Origin of the sequence: Flavobacterium sp. ZB4R12 (assembly GCF_048276375.1) — a bacterium.
Taxonomy (GTDB): domain Bacteria; phylum Bacteroidota; class Bacteroidia; order Flavobacteriales; family Flavobacteriaceae; genus Flavobacterium; species Flavobacterium gawalongense.
The window spans coordinates 186,295-204,748 of the sequence record NZ_JBLNKS010000004.1; the positions used below are offsets into that span (position 1 = coordinate 186,295).

The 18,454-nt window shown below is 34.0% G+C and carries 18 protein-coding genes; 6 read left to right on the forward strand and 12 right to left on the reverse strand.

Annotated features, from left to right (window positions below):
• Window positions 1-39 precede the first annotated feature (39 nt).
• The 4 genes from yidD to ACNO7W_RS04435 all read right to left on the reverse strand — a co-directional run bounded on the left by yidD (window position 40) and on the right by ACNO7W_RS04435 (window position 4,114).
• A complete protein-coding gene (gene yidD, locus ACNO7W_RS04420; protein WP_143387759.1) occupies window positions 40-288 on the reverse strand; it encodes a membrane protein insertion efficiency factor YidD in 249 nt (82 codons plus the stop codon).
• A gap of 73 nt (window positions 289-361) precedes the next feature.
• On the reverse strand, window positions 362-1,840 hold the full coding sequence (gene cysS / locus ACNO7W_RS04425; protein WP_417937171.1) for a cysteine--tRNA ligase: 1,479 nt from the start codon (window positions 1,838-1,840) through the stop codon (window positions 362-364).
• A 143-nt stretch (window positions 1,841-1,983) separates the two neighbouring features.
• The gene (gene folE, locus ACNO7W_RS04430) at window positions 1,984-2,655 is read right to left on the reverse strand and encodes a GTP cyclohydrolase I FolE (protein ID WP_143387761.1); all 672 of its coding nucleotides are present in this window, start codon (window positions 2,653-2,655) and stop codon (window positions 1,984-1,986) included.
• A 238-nt stretch (window positions 2,656-2,893) separates the two neighbouring features.
• Window positions 2,894-4,114 (reverse strand): pyridoxal phosphate-dependent aminotransferase, encoded by a 1,221-nt coding sequence (locus tag ACNO7W_RS04435; protein ID WP_417937172.1) that lies wholly within the window; start codon window positions 4,112-4,114, stop codon window positions 2,894-2,896.
• A gap of 125 nt (window positions 4,115-4,239) precedes the next feature.
• On the opposite strand from ACNO7W_RS04435, the gene ACNO7W_RS04440 reads away from it, so the two are divergent.
• Window positions 4,240-5,568: an aspartyl protease family protein gene (locus tag ACNO7W_RS04440; RefSeq protein WP_417937173.1), complete on the forward strand. Its 1,329-nt coding sequence runs from the start codon at window positions 4,240-4,242 to the stop codon at window positions 5,566-5,568.
• A gap of 54 nt (window positions 5,569-5,622) precedes the next feature.
• On the opposite strand, the gene ACNO7W_RS04445 is transcribed toward ACNO7W_RS04440, so the two are convergent.
• Window positions 5,623-6,012, reverse strand: a complete 390-nt coding sequence (locus ACNO7W_RS04445; protein WP_417937174.1) for a DUF1573 domain-containing protein — start codon at window positions 6,010-6,012, stop codon at window positions 5,623-5,625.
• 244 nt (window positions 6,013-6,256) lie between these two features.
• Here ACNO7W_RS04445 and ACNO7W_RS04450 point away from each other — a divergent pair, with 244 nt between their 5' ends.
• Together ACNO7W_RS04450 and ACNO7W_RS04455 are read left to right on the forward strand one after the other, a co-directional pair.
• Entirely contained in the window at window positions 6,257-8,971 is a 2,715-nt protein-coding gene (locus ACNO7W_RS04450) for a valine--tRNA ligase (protein WP_417937204.1), read from the forward strand.
• Between the two features lie 486 nt (window positions 8,972-9,457).
• Window positions 9,458-9,835 carry a hypothetical protein gene (locus ACNO7W_RS04455; RefSeq protein WP_417937175.1) on the forward strand — a complete coding sequence of 126 codons (378 nt, stop codon included), beginning with the start codon at window positions 9,458-9,460 and terminating at the stop codon, window positions 9,833-9,835.
• 84 nt (window positions 9,836-9,919) lie between these two features.
• Here ACNO7W_RS04455 and ACNO7W_RS04460 read toward each other — a convergent pair whose 3' ends face one another.
• From ACNO7W_RS04460 to ACNO7W_RS04475, 4 genes are all read right to left on the reverse strand, one after another.
• Window positions 9,920-10,468, reverse strand: a complete 549-nt coding sequence (locus tag ACNO7W_RS04460; protein ID WP_417937176.1) for a PepSY-associated TM helix domain-containing protein — start codon at window positions 10,466-10,468, stop codon at window positions 9,920-9,922.
• Window positions 10,469-10,490: 22 nt separating this feature from the next.
• Window positions 10,491-11,372 carry a TonB-dependent siderophore receptor gene (locus ACNO7W_RS04465; RefSeq protein ID WP_417937177.1) on the reverse strand — a complete coding sequence of 294 codons (882 nt, stop codon included), beginning with the start codon at window positions 11,370-11,372 and terminating at the stop codon, window positions 10,491-10,493.
• Window positions 11,373-11,566: 194 nt separating this feature from the next.
• Window positions 11,567-12,034 carry a DUF6265 family protein gene (locus tag ACNO7W_RS04470; RefSeq protein WP_417937178.1) on the reverse strand — a complete coding sequence of 156 codons (468 nt, stop codon included), beginning with the start codon at window positions 12,032-12,034 and terminating at the stop codon, window positions 11,567-11,569.
• A 373-nt stretch (window positions 12,035-12,407) separates the two neighbouring features.
• On the reverse strand, window positions 12,408-14,699 hold the full coding sequence (locus ACNO7W_RS04475) for a DNA topoisomerase 3 (RefSeq protein ID WP_417937179.1): 2,292 nt from the start codon (window positions 14,697-14,699) through the stop codon (window positions 12,408-12,410).
• A gap of 303 nt (window positions 14,700-15,002) precedes the next feature.
• Here ACNO7W_RS04475 and ACNO7W_RS04480 point away from each other — a divergent pair, with 303 nt between their 5' ends.
• Genes ACNO7W_RS04480 through ACNO7W_RS04490 form a run of 3 tightly spaced genes read left to right on the forward strand, consistent with a single transcriptional unit; the run spans window position 15,003 to window position 16,407 of the window.
• Complete coding sequence (locus ACNO7W_RS04480; protein ID WP_417937180.1) at window positions 15,003-15,542, forward strand: hypothetical protein; 540 nt, start codon at window positions 15,003-15,005, stop codon at window positions 15,540-15,542.
• Window positions 15,543-15,554: 12 nt separating this feature from the next.
• The gene (locus ACNO7W_RS04485) at window positions 15,555-15,962 is read left to right on the forward strand and encodes a helix-turn-helix domain-containing protein (protein WP_417937181.1); all 408 of its coding nucleotides are present in this window, start codon (window positions 15,555-15,557) and stop codon (window positions 15,960-15,962) included.
• Window positions 15,952-16,407, forward strand: coding sequence for a hypothetical protein (locus ACNO7W_RS04490; RefSeq protein ID WP_417937182.1), 456 nt, complete (start codon window positions 15,952-15,954; stop codon window positions 16,405-16,407). Before ACNO7W_RS04485 ends, ACNO7W_RS04490 begins: the two co-directional genes overlap by 11 nt.
• Window positions 16,408-16,974: 567 nt before the next feature.
• On the opposite strand, the gene ACNO7W_RS04495 is transcribed toward ACNO7W_RS04490, so the two are convergent.
• The 3 genes from ACNO7W_RS04495 to ACNO7W_RS04505 form a co-directional block, all read right to left on the reverse strand.
• Window positions 16,975-17,412: a hypothetical protein gene (locus tag ACNO7W_RS04495; protein WP_417937183.1), complete on the reverse strand. Its 438-nt coding sequence runs from the start codon at window positions 17,410-17,412 to the stop codon at window positions 16,975-16,977.
• 140 nt (window positions 17,413-17,552) lie between these two features.
• Entirely contained in the window at window positions 17,553-17,813 is a 261-nt protein-coding gene (locus tag ACNO7W_RS04500; RefSeq protein ID WP_417937184.1) for a hypothetical protein, read from the reverse strand.
• Between the two features lie 205 nt (window positions 17,814-18,018).
• Entirely contained in the window at window positions 18,019-18,297 is a 279-nt protein-coding gene (locus tag ACNO7W_RS04505) for a hypothetical protein (protein WP_417937185.1), read from the reverse strand.
• Window positions 18,298-18,454 lie beyond the last annotated feature (157 nt).

Below are 18,454 nucleotides of genomic sequence, written 5' to 3' on the forward strand. Positions count from 1 at the left end.
AAAATAAAGATTTAAAGTAAATTTCGTATTTAAAAAAAGTTAATGTTTATGATTGCACTTTTTCTCGGGAACAGGATCGTAACCACTTTTTCCCCAAGGATGACAACTCATAATCCTTTTTATGCCTAAAAATCCACCATAAAATAATCCATGTGTTTGGAGTGCCTTTATCATATAAGAAGAGCAGGTAGGTTCAAATCTACATGCAGCAGGAGTAAAAGGGGATATTGCGGTTTGATAAAACCGAACAAGTAGCACAAATGGAAAAATAAGGATTCTTGATAGCATGTTTAGGTTTTCGGATTTAAAACTTCAATATTCAATTTTTTAGTTTTTTAATCTGTCCTTTGAAATCTGTTGTCTAGATGCTAAAAGTCGTGCCTTCTTTTCCATCTTTCAATTGAATGCCTAAAGCAATCAATTGATCTCGAATCTGATCTGACATTGCGAAATTTTTATTGTCTCTCGCTTGTTTTCGCATTTCAATTAACATATTTACAGTGCCTTCTAATTTGTCATTATTACTGTCTGAAACTTTCTCATCTTCCAATCCTAGAACATCAAATACAAAACCATTAATTGCAGCAGTGAATGTTTTTAAGTCTTCGGCAGTTAGAGTTTCTTTTCCTTCTTTTAATAGATTGATAAAGCGAACTCCTTCGAACAATTGTGCAATCATGATAGGTGTGTTGAAATCATCATTCATCGCATCATAACACGATTGTTTCCAGCCGGCAATATCGATTGTAGAGTTTGGACTGGCAACTAAATCTTTTGCAGCATCTATTGCCTCCATTAATCTCTTGTATCCTTTTTCAGCTGCAACAATGGCATCGTCAGAGAAATCAAGAATGCTTCTGTAATGTGCTTGAAGCATAAAAAATCGAGCTACTGATGCTGAGAAAGCTTTACTCAAAATACTATTTTCTCCTGTCAATATTTCTCTTGGTAAAATATTGTTTCCAGTAGATTTAGCCATTTTTTTGCCGTTTAATGTCAGCATATTGGCATGCATCCAATAATTAACAGGCGTTTGTCCGGTGCAAGCTTCATTTTGGGCAATCTCACATTCATGATGAGGGAATTTTAGATCCATTCCGCCTCCGTGAATATCAAAATGATTGCCTAAATATTTGGTGCTCATGGCGGTACATTCAAGGTGCCACCCCGGGAAGCCATCGCTCCATGGCGAAGGCCAACGCATAATATGTTGTGGTTCGGCTTTTTTCCAAAGCGCAAAATCCTGCGGATTTCTTTTGTCGCTTTGTCCGTCAAGATCACGCGTATTAGCAAGCATATCTTCAATATTTCGACCGCTTAATCTGCCATAGTGGTTGGTTTCATTGAATTTTACCACATCAAAATAAACAGATCCATTCGCTTCATAGCCAATTCCTTTATCAATAATAGTCTTGATAATTTCAATTTGCTCAATAATATGACCGGTTGCCGTTGGTTCAATACTTGGTGGTAAAAAGTTAAAAGCGTTCAAAATATCATGAAAATCTACCGTATAACGCTGCACCACTTCCATTGGTTCCAGTTGCTCCAGACGTGCTTTTTTCGCAATTTTATCTTCCCCTTCATCAACGTCATCCACAATATGACCTACATCAGTGATGTTACGAACGTAACGGACTTTATAATCCAAATGCAAAAAATACCTAAATATAACATCAAAAGACATGAAAGTCCTTACATTACCAAGATGTACATTACTGTAAACCGTTGGTCCACAAACATACATTCCAACATTGCCTTCATGAATAGGTGTAAATGTTTCTTTTTCTCCCGAAAGAGAATTGTATATTTTTAGAGTTTGACTTTTATATAATGGCATTTGTGGTTTGTTGTTTTCCCCACCCCAGCCCTCCCCGAAGGGGAGGGAGCGGAGAGGTGAATGTGTTGTTAATAATTGTTATTTCCTTGTTCCAATCATACCAGACTCGGCTCCCTCTCCTTTGGAGAGGGTCGGGGAGAGGATTAGAACTTCGTCTCTAATTTAATATAATCCAAAAATTCTCTACGAGTTTGATCTGTTTTGAATTTACCTCCAAATTCAGAGGTAACCGTGCTGCTTTCAATATCGCTGATTCCTCTTGAATTTACACAAAGATGTTTGGCATCAATCACACAAGCCACATCTTCAGTACCTAAAGCCATTTGTAATTCCTGAACAATTTGCATCGTTAAGCGTTCTTGTACCTGAGGTCTTTTGGCATAATATTCAACAATTCTGTTCATTTTAGAAAGTCCAATTACCCTTCCATTAGAAATATAAGCCACATGAGCTCTTCCTATAATCGGCAATAAATGATGTTCACAGGTAGAATAAACGATAATGTTTTTTTCAACTAACATTTCGCCGTATTTATAGTTGTTGTCGAAAGTGGAAGCATTCGGTTTTTTTGCAGGGTTCAGACCTCCAAAAATTTCTTTTACAAACATTTTTGCAACACGATTGGGCGTGCCTTTTAAACTATCATCCGTCAAATCCATTCCAAGTGTAATCAGAATATTTTGAACGTCTTTTTTAATTTTTTCTATTTTTTCTTCATCTGAAATAGCAAATGCATCTTCTCGTAATGGATTTTTTGCACTTGTACTAATATGATTGTTTCCTATCTCGTCTTGAAATTCTTCGTTATTTATCATTAAAAGGTACTATTATATTGGGTATGTAAATTTAAGCGGTAAAGATAATTAATAAAAACTAAAGAATTTCTATCGTTTATACTATTTAATGATGACTTTATAGCAATCATCGGCAAAGCAGGATTTTCTAATTGCTTTAAAAAAGTAAAGGCAATAACTTTTTTGTTACTGCCTTTTGTAAACTATTTGAAATCTTTTGGTTATCAATTAGGATAGCCAAATGTTCTTTAATTGTAAATTATTCAGTTTCAACCAACTTTTTTAATCGAGTTGAATTATATACGGGAATTGCTTCTTTCAGAATACGAACAGCGCTAATCAAATCCTCTTTTTTAAGAACATAAGCAATACGCACTTGGTTTAATCCCATTCCTGGAGTCGAATAAAAACCGGCAGCTGGAGCAACCATAACGGTTTCACCATTCAAATCATAACTTTCTAAAAGCCATTGTGCAAAATCATCCGTATTGTCAACAGGAAGTTGTGCAATACAATAAAAAGCAGCTTTAGGTTTGGTAACGATTACACCTTCTATTTTATTTAATTCAGAAATTAAGGTGTCTCTACGTTCTTTATATTCTGTAATTACTTCATCAAAATAACTTTGAGGGGTATCAATGGCCGCTTCACAAGCTATTTGTTCAATTGTTGGAGGACACAAACGGGCTTGGGCAAATTTCATCGCTGCTGAAATTACCTCTTTGTTTTTTGTAACCATACACCCAATTCTTGCACCACACATGCTGTAACGTTTGGATACGGAATCTATCATGATAACATTTTGCTCGAGTCCCTCAAGATTCATTACAGAATAATGAATGTCTTCATCATATATAAATTCTCTGTATACTTCATCTGCAATTAGGAACAAATCGTATTGTTTAGCTAGTCTGCCCAATTGTAAAATTTCTGATTCGGAATACAAATAACCAGTTGGGTTACTTGGATTACAAATTAAAATTGCTTTCGTTTTTGGAGTGATTAGTTTTTCAAATTCTTCAATTGGAGGCAATGTAAAACCACTTTCAAAAACAGAATTTACAGGAACTACCGTAGCACCGGATTCTGCCGAAAAAGCACTGTAATTAGCATAAAATGGTTCTGGAATAATGATTTCATCTCCCTGATCCATAATACTTCCTAAAGCGAATAAAAGTGCCTCAGACCCTCCTGTTGTTATCATGATGTCTTCAAAAGATACTTTTACATCTTGATTGGTATAAAATTGAGCTAATTTTTTTCTATAACTTTCATAACCAGCAGAAGGCCCGTATTCAATAATAGTTAAATCGATATTTTTAATGGCTTTGATGGCCGCTTCTGGACTTTTTATATCGGGTTGACCTATATTCAAATGGTATACTTTATGACCCTTTTTCTTAGCCATTTCAGCAAAAGGAGCCAATTTTCGTATTGGTGATTCGGGCATTTGTTTGCCTCTGTTTGATATTTCTGGCATGATTTAATTATTGAAATGCAAATTTGCATTTTTTTTTTCAAACTTACTGCAATTAATAAGTCTATTTGGTGTCAAAAACGCATAATTATGTTGTATTTTTTGTAAATTTATAGAAACGATTTTTAATGAAAAAGGTAATTATTTTGTTTTTTCTTCTTTTTAGCTCCTTGACTATTTTAGCTCAAGACGGATTTCAATTTAGCAAAAAGAGTGATAAAGTGAGTATTCCTTTTAAGTTTATAAATAATTTAGTGTTTATTCCCATAAAAGTCAATGGCATAGAATTAAACTTTTTATTGGATTCTGGTGTTGAAGAAACCATTCTGTTTAGTTTGGAAGATAAAAAAGAAATTGAATTTTCTAATGTCGAAAAAATCACTTTGCGCGGTTTAGGAAGTGAAGATGCCATCGAAGGATTGAAATCGACTAATAATATCTTGGAAATAGGAGCGTTGAAATCCAAAAATCACTTATTATATATTGTTTTGGATCAGGAATTTAACTTGTCTTCCCATGTAGGAATTCCAGTAAACGGAATTATTGGATATCAGTTTTTTAAAAATAATTTGATTGAAATCAATTACGAAAAAAAGAGAGTAATCGTTCACAGGGATATTGAAAAAAATAGAAATAAAATAGAGAAAAAATTCGAAAAGGTTGCTATTACGATTGAACGACTAAAACCGTATATAATAAATACTGTAGCTATAGATTCTGTTGAGTTTCCTGTCAAATTATTGATCGATATCGGCAATAGTGATGCACTTTGGCTTTTTGAAAATCGTTCCCAATTAGTAAAAATTCCTGCTAAAAATTTTGAGGATTATTTAGGGCAGGGATTTAGTGGAGACATAGAGGGAAGAAGAGCAAAAATTTCAAAATTTCAAATGTCGAAATTTGAATTTCATAATCTTATTGTTGCTTTCCCTGATTCCAGTTCAATACGAAATGTAAAAATGGTTCCTGGCAGAATGGGTTCAGTTGGAGGTGAAATTTTAAGAAGATTTTCAGTTGTTTTTGATTATACTAATGTTTTTTTTTATTTAAAGAAAAACAAAGAATATTACTCGCCGTTTAATTATAATAAAAGCGGAGTTGAAATTCAACACCATGGTATGCAATGGGTACAAGAAACGGTTTCTCTTAAGACGGTTCCTACGGTGACTGTAGATGACCCTTTTAAATCAAATAGTAACACTAGCGATTTTAAATATAAATTTATTTTAAAACCTATTTATGAAATTACTAACGTTAGAAAAAATTCACCTGCAGCAAATAGCGGTTTGCAAAAAGGGGACGTAATTATTTCAATTAACAAAAATCTCGGATATAAATATTCTTTGCAGGAAATTAATTCCCTCTTTAAATCGGAAGAAGAAAATTGGATTACATTAGAAATTCTAAGAAATGGTCAAATCCATAAAATTAAGTTTCAGCTACAAAATATTTTATAAAAAAAGCGCTTCTTGAATGATTCAAAAAGTGCTTAATCTTATTTTAAATAGACTTTAGTTGACGATTACTTCCCCTTTTATTTTTAGAGCCACTCTTCCGCCTTCATAATTCACTGCGTTGGTTTCTACCGTAATTGTTTTGCGGATAGGTCCAGGAGTCATATTATATTTAACTTCAATTTTTCCAGTTTTACCAGATAAAATTGGTTCTGTTGGTTTAGTTGGCACGGTGCATCCACAAGTAGATAATACATTGGTAATAATTAATGGGGCGTCACCGGTATTTGTAAATTGAAACACTCTTATTCCATTATCACTTCCCTTGGAAACCTTTCCATAATCAATGGTATTGTCTTTAGCTGCAAATTCAATTTTGGCTCCAGATTGGGCAAACCCAATACTACTTACAAATACAATTGCTATTAAAGTAATTATTTTTTTCATTTTCATTTTTTTAGATTTGGTTAAGTAAATGTACTTTCTTTTAATTAATGCACAAATATTTATTTCTCTTTTTATAGTGTACTTAATTATTTACTTTTTATAGTGTACTTAATTATTTACTTTTGTTCCCAATTAGAATTACAAATATCAGACCAAAGTCTAAACGGTTATTTGTTGATTTGGTTATTCGTTTAATTGAACCAACAAACAATCGAATTTAATGATTAAACGAATCCACAATAAAATGACAATTCCTGCACAATTTGACGCAAAAACTATTGAGAATAAGTGGTATGACTACTGGATGAAGAATAATTATTTCCATTCGGAACCAGACCATAGAACGCCATATACCATTGTAATTCCGCCGCCTAATGTTACCGGAGTTTTGCACATGGGACACATGTTGAACAATACCATTCAAGATGTATTAATTAGAAGAGCGCGTCTTAAAGGGTTTAACGCTTGTTGGGTTCCTGGAACAGACCATGCTTCGATAGCCACTGAAGCTAAAGTTGTAGCTAAATTAAAAGCAGAAGGAATCAATAAAAATGATTTAACTCGTGAAGAATTTTTGGCGCATGCTTGGGAATGGACTGATAAATATGGAGGAGTAATTCTGGACCAATTAAAAAAACTGGGTGCTTCTTGTGATTGGGAACGAACCAAATTTACGATGGATCCTGATATGTCAGCTTCAGTAATTCGTTCTTTTGTGGATTTATATAACAAAGGATTGATTTATAGAGGCTATAGAATGGTCAATTGGGATCCGGAAGCCAAAACTACATTGTCTGATGAAGAAGTAATTTACGAAGAACAACAAGGGAAATTGTATTTTATAAGATATGAAATCCTCCCCCCAACCCCCTCCGAAGGAGGGGGAGCCAGTAACGGAATCGACACCGAGGCTAGCGCACAATCTCCCTCCCCTTCGGGGAGGGTTGGGGAGGGGATTATTATTGCCACAACACGTCCGGAAACTATTTTTGGAGATACAGCGATTTGTATTAATCCAAATGACGAACGTTTTGCTCATTTGAAAGGTAAAAAAGCGATTGTGCCTATTTGCGGAAGAGTTATTCCAATTATCGAAGATGAATATGTTGATATCGAATTTGGAACGGGTTGTTTGAAAGTAACTCCTGCTCATGATATGAATGACAAAGCGTTAGGGGAGAAGCATAATCTTGAAATCATTGATATTTTCAACGAAGATGCGACTTTGAATAGTTTTGGATTGCATTATCAAGGAAAAGATCGTTTTGTAGTTCGGGAAGAAATTGCCAAAGAATTAGAAACAATTGGTGCTTTGACCAAAACAGAAATTCACCTTAATAAAGTAGGAACTTCTGAAAGAACCAAAGCAGTTATCGAGCCTCGTTTATCAGACCAATGGTTCCTGAAAATGGAAGATTTGGTAAAACCTGCTATAAAAGCGGTTTTAGTAGATGGCGAAATTAAATTGCATCCAAAACGTTTTGATAATACGTACAGACACTGGCTTGAAAACATACGCGATTGGAATATTTCTCGTCAATTGTGGTGGGGACAACAAATTCCTGCATATTTCTATGGTGACGGAAAAGAAGATTTGGTGGTTGCTGAATCTATCGAAGAGGCTTTAGCTTTGGCTAAAGAAAAAACCAATAACTTACAACTTACAACTTCAGACTTAACTCAGGATGTTGATGCTTTAGATACTTGGTTTTCTTCCTGGCTATGGCCAATGTCCGTTTTTGGAGGAATTATGGATCCGGAAAGTGAAGATTTCAAATATTATTATCCAACGAATGATTTGGTTACTGGTCCAGATATTTTGTTCTTCTGGGTAGCGAGAATGATTATTGCAGGATATGAATATACAGGAAAAAAACCATTTACAAATGTGTATTTGACTGGTTTAGTTCGTGATAAGCAAAGACGCAAAATGTCTAAATCATTAGGAAATTCACCTGATCCTTTGGATTTAATCGAAAAATTTGGTGCCGATGGTGTTCGTGTAGGATTGCTTTTGAGCGCATCTGCAGGGAATGATATCATGTTCGATGAAGAATTGTGTAACCAAGGAAAAGCGTTTACAAACAAAATTTGGAATGCTTTCAAACTGATAAAAGGGTGGGAAGTTTCGGATGCTATTCCGCAACCGGAATCTTCAAAAGTGGCGATCGAATGGTACGAAGCCAAGTTGCAACAAACACTTCTAGAAATTGAAGATAATTTTGAAAAATATAGAATTTCTGATGCTTTAATGGGGATTTACAAATTGGTTTGGGACGATTTCTGTTCTTGGTTTCTCGAAATGATAAAACCGGCATACCAACAACCAATTGACAGCGTGACTTTTGCGAAAGCGATAGAAATGTTAGAAAATAACTTGAAATTATTGCATCCGTTTATGCCGTTCTTGACAGAGGAAATTTGGCAAATTCTTGCTGAAAGAACTACTGAAGAAGCGTTAATCGTTTCAACTTGGCCAGAAATAAAACCTTTTAATGCGGGTTTAATCGCTGATTTCGAAAATACAATCGAAGTGATTTCCGGAATAAGAACGATTCGTAAAGACAAGAATATTCCGTTCAAAGACTCTATTGAATTGAAAATTGTGAACAATGATAAAGTTTCGACTTATTTTGATTCGGTTGTGACTAAATTAGGAAACATAACTTCGTTAGAATATGTTTCGGATAAAGTGGATGGCGCTTTGTCTTTCCGTGTAAAATCGAATGAATATTTCATTCCAATTACCGGAAATATAAATGTGGAGGAAGAAATTGCAAAACTAACTGCTGAGTTAATATATACACAAGGTTTCTTGAAATCAGTTCAAAGCAAACTGGCGAACGAGAAATTTGTGGCTGGTGCGCCTGAGAAAGTTTTGGCAAACGAAAGACAAAAAGAAACTGATGCTTTATCTAAAATTGAAACTATCGAGCATAGTTTGGCTGGATTGAAATAAAGCTAGCTTTTTATAAAATAAAAATCCCAATTCTGAAATTTCAGGATTGGGATTTTTTGTTAGAAAATTAATTATTTTGTATTTTGTTATGAGCCAGATACTCGCAATCAATGATATTAAGGTAAGAATTTATCTAAAAAACAGTTAAGATTTTTGATTAACGATTCTTGATTTAAGATTTTCAATAACACTATTTCATTGAAAATAGTTTTTTATTTAAATATCAATCGTAATATTTGAGGGTTTTCAGAAATCTGCAATCAAGAATCGTTAATCTTCATTCAAAAATCTCTTAACTTAACTTAATGACATTGCGCCCGAGATAGCTGTGGATTTTGTGGTAGTTGCGTGACAACATTTTATCGACGAACGTCACTGCTATTGCGATTTAAAGAGTATTTCTTCCTTTAAACGATTTTTGTGTATTTACTGATATATTGTTAATATGTTTGGGAAACAATTGTCAAATACCACATTAATAAAGAAATGAAAAAAATATTTAGTCCGGCCTATAGACAAGATTATGTTGAAGGATATTCAATTGGTTTGAATCCATTTCAGCAATTTAATACTGCAAAAAAAAATGACGCTTTTATTAGCGGATTTAATTCCGGAAGATCGGATTATGAGAGAATGAACGGATATATTAGTGATGGAATTCCCCAGCGTATTATTACGGACAAAGTTTTGGAAGATTTTCTTATCGCAGGTTTACTTGGCTTACCTTTTGAAGCTGATGGGTATACTTCGCATCAAATTAATATGATAGAAAAATGGTATCAAAGTGGTATTGAGAAATATGACCCAAATCTAAGTATCAGTCTTTTTGAAATACTTGAAGAGAACGGAATTTTAATCAATTAATATGTTTTACTATTTGTTTTTGGTAATAGCCATGAACAAAAAATCCGTGTTGCCACGGATTTAAGTATAGTAATTAGGTATGTTTTAACCAAATAAAATCAAAAATAGCAGCGGAAATACAATTCCGGCTACTGCCAGTTTCCAGCCTCTGTTTTTCCAACTGAATTTTCCGGCTTTGATCATTATCGTTCCCGTTAATGCAATGGTGATTAAACTTAAAGCAAAAATATCCGAATAATAAATCCAAAAATTGGAAGTATTTTTATGCAAGCTCATGGATTGACTAATAATAGGCGTTTTTATAAAAGATACGATTTCACCTTTTCCTGTTTTCATGTCAATTTCAACGTCGTGTTTTTCAAAAGAAATTTTAAAAGTTCCTTTTTTTACCATGTGACGTCTCATTTTGTCATCGATGCCTAATTTCTTTCCTAAGTCTTCAGCAAATTTTTCGTTGATTTCGCTTTCTTCGGGTAATTGTACTTCAATGGCTTTTGTTTCGGTGGTATATTTATCAGGATGCCAAGATTCTCTGTGGTTCATCATAAGCCCTGAAAAGGCAAAGGAAACAATTAGTCCGATGTAGAAATAGCCTAAATCGCGGTGTAAATTTCTGAAGTCAATTTTTTTCATGTGTTAGTGACGTTAAAGTGGTTTAAAAAAATAAGACTCTTTTTTTTATAAAAGGTAAATAAGTATCACGAGGAAGATCCACAATTTCTTTTCCAATGATTCCTGTTCCAAAATCTGGTGTCCAATCATCCTTTAAATAATCCCCTTGCAAAAGAATTTCGGTTTTATCACTTGCTTTAAAAAGAACAGAAGGATTGATATAATAACGTTCTTTGGTTACATTGTCTCTAAAACTTTCAGAGTTTTCATAAGAACCTGTAAATCGGTATGCGATAATATCATTCAATGGACCATAGATATCAATAGATGGTTTGTAAAAAGAATAACTTCCCATTTGCACGGCTATTTCTCCTCCTTTTTGGAAAGATGGTGATTTGGTTACCATATTCAATATTCCTCCCGGAGCAACATTTCCGTATAATAAAGCGACACTTCCTTTTAGTACTTCCACTTTTTCCAAAGAAGAAACTTCCGGGATAGAACCACTGCTAAAACGAAATCCATTTTTAAACATATTATTGGTAGACATGTCATATCCTCTTGAGAAAAAAGATTCTTGTGCTCCACCACGTGCTGAACCCACGTAAACACCATTTATATTTTTGATAACATCGCTTAGTCTGATCGCTTGCTGTTGTTCAATAATTTCGCTTCCTATTATTTGTATGCTTTGAGGAACATCCATCGGTTTTAATCCAGATCGTACCGCTGATACTGGTTTTTTAGGTTGATTTTGTGTGACAATTATTTCCTTAAGTATTCCTCCTTTTTTATTCTTTATAGTATCTGAAACGGTGTCGAATGCTTCAATAGTATTTGTGTTTTCTGTTACACTTGCAGTTTCTTGTGCAAAGCTACTCATACTGAATAATAGGGTTAAAGCGGGTATTAAAATATTTCTCATGATTGTTTATTTGGAATAATTAAAAATAACGACGCAAATATAGAATCTGATTTCTATTTAACAAAGGTTATTTAGATTAAATATAAATAATAATTTAAAACACTTTTCACTCAATTGAAATACAGTACTTTAACAGCTAAAAAACCTTGCTTTTTTGAAGCAAGGTTTTGATTTGAGTATGAAATGTTACATTTTTATTTGGTCTTTTTCATCGAAAACTGTTCTGAACTTGGTTTCCCTTGTTGGATTCCCGAAATTTTAGCAACCAAACTGTCAGGAGTAATTTGAGTGTAACTGATTTTTTGAGGGTAATCGTGCTTTGGATTTTCAAAGACTAATTGTTTTTCTGTTGCAGTTGTTAATTTAAAAGAAACCAGTTTGTCATCGTTTTGTCCTTTAACGGCTGCATTATAAGTCAATTCTTCTCCTTTTTGTTTTAATGTTATGGTTTCAAAATGCAAGGTGTCTTTTTCTTTTATAAAGTAGGACTGTGCTTGAAAGGTGCTGTCATTTACTTTTTTCCAAGTTTCGGAAAGATTTCCATCAGCAGAATTGTTTTCCCAGTTTCCCAGTAGCCAACTTGCCGCTTTGATTTTTTCGTTGGTATTGGAATCAGAATTTTTACAGGAAACAATTGCTAACAAAAGCAGTAAAAGAGTCATTTTTTGAAACATTTGTGTAACTATTTGATGTTATTTTGAAATGCTAAATTATAAAAAAATAAAACAGTGTGCTTTTTTAGTTTTGGAATATCCGAAGGAATAAACTTTTGGATATTTTGAAAAGGTTGGGATTTTAGTTTGAAAATTGTAAAAATAATGATGAATGTATCTTAGATACGGCTTAGTTCTGTAAAGCACAGCAGTTTTAACTTATATTACTTTTTAAACAGATAATTAAACACCATATTTATCAAAAAGTTTACCATGTAAGAAATATAAGGACATTTAAGTTCTTGTTTTTTATAGCTTTCTTAAATGATCTTACATTTCTTATCTGGTTAAAATTTAATGCTATTTATTTTAGTTAATAGCCTTAGATATTTTCTTTCAAAATAGTATAAACCAATTCTTTAGTAGGTTTTTGATTTTTTAGTTTCGCTCTAACCACATCAAAAGTAACTTTGAAATCACAGCCCAATTTATAGTTGCTGCAACCATAAGCGGTTTTCCCCTTAAGAACCGTTCCTTTTTGACATTTAGGACAGGCTAATTCGTCTGGAATGGCTTTCGCCTCCGTTTTCTTAGGTTCTAATTTGAGTTTGAAATTTTCATCAAAGCGAAGCAAACCTTCCATAGTGCCGGCATCGGTTTTGAAGTCTTTTAAATTTACCGTAGATCCTTTTTGAAGCAATCGCAAGTATTGGTTCTCTGATATTTTTTTCTCTGCAAAAGTGTAGGGCAATAGAAAAGTGCAACCTGCTTTATAATCACCACATCCATAAGCGGATTTTCCTTTTATAAGCGTCGCTTTTTTGCATTTTGGGCAAAGTTCAGCCAAAATTCCTGCCGCTTTCTTTTTCTCAACGGTAGCTTCTTGTTTTTGAATACTTCCTGCATGCGAAATATTGGCACGCCTGGTTTCACTTCGCACTTCATACACCAAGGCTTCTACCATGCGTTTCATATTGTTAATAAACGCAGCGGCGGTAAATGTTCCTTTTTCAATATCTTTCAACTGCTTTTCCCAGGAACCCGTAAGTTCAGCCGACTTTACCAAATCATTTTGAATGGTGTCAATCAATTGAATCCCCGTTGGCGTTGGTAATACCTGTTTTTTGTTTCGAACGATGTATTGGCGTTTAAAAAGGGTTTCAATAATATTCGCTCGCGTTGACGGACGACCGATACCATTTTCTTTCATCAATTCGCGTAAATCTTCATCGTCTACCTGTTTACCCGCGGTTTCCATAGCGCGCAATAAGGTTGCTTCCGTAAATTGATTGGGTGGTTTGGTTTCCTTTTCTAAAAACGAGGGTTCGTGTGGTCCTTTTTCGCCTTGAACAAAACTCGGTAATATATCGGCTTCTTTTTCTTTTGCATTTGGGTCTTCGAAAACCACGCGCCATCCTTTTTTTAAGATCTCTTTTCCTGTGGTTTTGAAGGCTACATCGGCTGCTTTTCCAATTACGGTGGTATTGGCTATCAGGCAATCGTCATAAAACACGGCAATAAAACGTTTTGCGATTATATCATACACCTGTTGCTGATTGTATTGCAAATTGGATTGAATCCCCGTTGGAATAATCGCATGGTGATCCGTTACTTTTTTATCATTGAAAACTTTAGCCGATTTTTTAATCTTTTTTTCCAAAAGCGGTTGCGTCAATGCGGCGTAATTGGTTAACTTTTGCAGAATTCCGGGTACTTTCGGATAGATATCGTTTGGTAAAAACGTGGTGTCGACTCTCGGATACGTAACTACTTTCTGTTCGTACAAGGTTTGGGCAATTTTAAGCGTTTCATCTGCCGAAAATCCAAATTTGGTATTGCAATACACTTGTAAGCCTGTTAAATCAAATAGTTTTGGGGCAAACTCATTGCCATTCTTTTTTTCAACAGAAACAATTTCAAAATCACTTTCCTTGACTTTATTAGCCAAAATTTCGCCATCTTCTTTCTTCAAAAAGCGTCCTTCCTCATAGCTGAAAAGCGTTTCTCTATATAAGGTTTGTAATTCCCAATACGGTTGCGGTTTGAAATTCTCAATTGCTGCAAATCTGTCAACCACCATGGCCAGTGTAGGGGTTTGCACCCGTCCAATAGACAATACTTGTTTGTATCCGCCATGTTTTACGGTGTACAAACGGGTAGCATTCATACCGAGCAACCAGTCGCCAATGGCTCTGGAAAAGCCTGCGTAGTATAAATTATCGTAGTTGGCGGATGGTTTTAAGTTCTCAAAACCCTCTTTGATGGCTTCGGTGGTTAAGGACGAAATCCATAAGCGTTGTACCTCGCCTTTGTACTGGGCTTCATTCATGACCCAGCGCTGAATGAGTTCTCCTTCTTGTCCCGCATCCCCGCAGTTGATGACCAAGTCCGCTTTATCAAATAAACTTTTTATAATTTTAAATTGCTTTTGGATTCCCGAATTTTCGACCACTTTGGTCTCAAATTTGTCGGGAAGCATGGGCAGGTTGTTCAAATCCCAACTTTTCCAATGGGGTTTGTAATCGTTAGGTTCTTTTAAGGTACATAAATGCCCAAAGGTGTAGGTTACAGCATAACCGTTGCCTTCGTAATACCCATCGTGTTTGGTATTGGCTCCTAAAACGGATGCGATTTCGCGTGCTACACTTGGTTTCTCGGCAATACAGACCTTCATTTTATCGTACTAATTTGAAGCCGCAAATTAGGAATTTAGAAGTTGGTATTAAAAATAAATTTCATGGAGTTATGAACGGGGGTTGGTAAGTGGAGTGGGATATTGGGAGGAAGGAAGCAATTACATCCAGTTTGTCTATTGTCATAAAAACAGGAGACAACTCAAATGCAGAACCACTAAAGCGAATACTGCTTAATCTTGAAAAAGGAATGGGTAGGAAATAAATTATATTCTTATATTTGAAAAAACAAACAGAAAAGTATAACAAACAATCATAAAATACACTTAAAAGTGTATTTTTGTTTGCAAACAAATAATAAAGTGAATATATTTGCTCTAGAAATATGGGATGATGAAGGTGCAAAGTGCACTTTTTACACAGTAAAATATGAAGATTTTGACAAATCAGAAACCGATGTTTTCTTTGATAAGTACGATGCTATCGCAGCATACAAACAAGCTAGTCAGGAATTACTTTCATTTATAATATATGCCATAGGAAACGATCACGGAGCGGTTGACGAATTATTCAATAGAGATGAAAACGAAGTTAAAGGATTACCCGTTCAAGGGAAAAGAACAGTCGAAAATATCACCTACCATTTCCCCGAATTTCCTTTACGATTATACGCCTTAAAAATAACAAACAATATTGTCATCCTTTTCAATGGAGGTATCAAGGATGGTCCAACAAATCAAAAAAGTTCATTACATTTAGAATGGAGAGCAGCTTGTGAATTCGCAAAACGAATTGACGAGGCTATTCGTGACGGTTCAATTATCGTAGATGAGAAAAATAGAAAACTTACAAATTATGATGGTTCAGATGAAATCATCCTCTAAAAATCCCAAATTATGAGAAGCAAAGTAGCCCAAAGAATTTTAGCAGAAACACCCGAGGAAACAAAAATCTTTGCGAGGTTATACGCTGACATTGTGGTACGCGTAAATCAGCTATTAAAAGAAAAAGGATTTAGCCAAAAGGATTTAGCTGATAAATTAGAAAAAAGACCTTCGGAAGTGAATAAATGGTTGGTGGGAGAACATAATTTCACTTTGCGTTCACTTGCAAAATTAGAAGCGGAATTGGGTGATACCATTATTCATGTACCCTATAGAAAGCCTGTGTCTTCTTCTGTAGGTGGTAAAAAATATATTACCGTTTACAAGAATGCACATGTTACTACCACAGATGTAGCTTATACAAATGTGTGGAAAAAATCTAAAACTAAATCAAAAACTCCATTGGCAAATGTCAGCTAATATTTTGCAGCCCGAAAAAATAGAAATTGTAGATTTCAAAATCATTAAAGGACAAATCAACAGCCCATTTGATTTTGAAAATGAAAAAGTAGCAGGTCATACTTTCAATGTTGATTTCGAGTTAGGATTTAATCTTGAAGACAAATTGGTAAAAGCTGATTTTTCTGTACATGTCGAGACTAAAAGTAATGAAGACACTATTGAAGAAGCAGTTGGGGATTTCAGTTTTGTTTATGTTTTTTATGTAGATAATATCGAGGAACTTACCACTCTGGAAAAAGATGAAACCATTACTATTCATCCAGCTTTAGGAAACGCATTGGCTTCTATAACGTATTCAACATCAAGAGGAATTTTAATGACACGTTTCCAAGGAACTGTCTTAAGCGATTTTATTCTGCCCGTTATTAATCCTAATGATTTATTAGAAAAAGGAAGTAAATAAAATCCAAAATAGAAAGTATAATTTGTCTCATAAATAAAAATTGGCGCTCGTTGCATAGGAGCTATCGGAACTCGCAAGGACTTTGATTGTGGATTTGTATTGCTTGCTCAGCGTGTGTGATGAAGTCGGGAGACTTCGCAGAGCGGGGTCGGGAGACTTCGCACAGCAATCCCGACTTTTAAGAACGTTATTTTTTTAAGGAACACTTCGCATAGTCTGGGGGAACGAAGCAATCACATCCAGTTTGTCTATTGTTTTATTTGCTCATCGTTGTGGGTGAACGAATTCTTAAAGTTAAAGTTTCTGCGTTGCAAACGCTACGATTGTGCTATAAATTAAAATTGGCACCCGTTGCAAACGAGCGCCAGTGAGATCTCTTATTTTATATCCGTCTTGCACAACTTTTTTGTTCAAATATAATGATGTTTTACTACAAATAAATACTTGCCCCTGTGTTTGTTGCCTATTGGAATGGGTACGAAGTCGGGAGACTTCGCACAGCAAACCCGACTTATAAGAACAATTTTTTTAAGGAACACTTCGTAGAGCCTTTAGATTTTAATTTTTTTATTTGTAATCTTCAGGTTTGACACTAATAGTAAATAAATAATATCCATTTTTGTCTCTATAATGGTAATTTACAATCACTTTATTATCTCTCATAATTTTCATTATTGGACTTGTTTTAACAATATTAATTTTATCTGGCTCTGAAAGTCGTTTAACTAGAGGAATATCAATTTTGTCTTTTTCACGATTTACGAGTGTATAATTGTATTGAAAAACATTACCAACTAATGAAATTGAATTATCTAGTCGGGTTTCATTGTCTACCATAAATGGACAAGATTTGTTTAATTCACTTGCTGCCTGCATCATTAATTTATCGACAGTAGGTTTTTTATAAAATGAGTGGGATATAAAAAATATAATAGTAAATCCAATAACAAGCCCAAGAATGGTTTTAACATTTATTCTTTTTTTACTTTTAATTATATTTTTCATATCAATATTTTCTGTTTTGTTTTCAATTTCAATTAAAGGTAATTTGAAACCACAAGTAGAAGTACCCGCTTTGCAAACGCTACGATTGTGCTATAAATTAAAATTGGCACTCTTTGCAAACGAGCGCCAGTGGGGTTTTATTAATCCCAATGCTGATGAAAAAGATTTAATAAATCATCCATAATTTCTTTTGGTAGTTCATTAGATATTATTTTAATAGCTGGGTTTATTCCGGTATTAATTATCATAAAATGATTTACAATATGATCGTGTTTCTGTGAGAAAAACCGAGGTGGTCTAGGCTTAAAATATTCAATATGTTTTTCATCAAGTTCTATTAATCCAATTTCAAAGTTTTCATTTCTTCTATTGTACTCGTCACTATGTAAACTGTTATTCATATTTTTATTATTTAGATTATTATTGCAAAGTTTAAAAATTAAGGGAGGTGGATTCGCGTTAATTAGATAATTTTATTTTCGTAGGCAATCAAAACCTTCGATTACATTTAAGCTCTTTTTGCAACAATCCTTGTTGCCCGAGCTAAAACAAATAAATATTATTTACTAAATTCTAACCTTTGTGACCTCCCTTTTTTTATGCTCTTTATTTAGCAACTACTAAGAAGAATAACCACATTACAGATATTAAAATGATATAGATTTTGTTATTCCATTTTCTACTAAATAACCAATAAATTAAATAAATGATTGAGCCAAATGTTAAACCAGTTAACAACGCACCAAAAGTATAAAACAAAATACCGTAGTTTTTTCCTTCGTACATACGCGGGAGTCCGAAAACTAAAAATTTAATAATACTTAAAAGAGACATTGCAATCCACCAATTAAGAAATGGTTTTTGAAAAATAGGATGTAATTTCATTTTATATAGGTTTAAGGTTAAAATTTATGTGGTAAATCATTCCGCCACTTTAATGGAATGAGGGTTAAAACAAAATAGTAAGTACTATGTTTTATTAAAGTAAATTGATAAATCCACTAAAATTCAAATAAAATTCAAAAGATAATTGATGATTTTG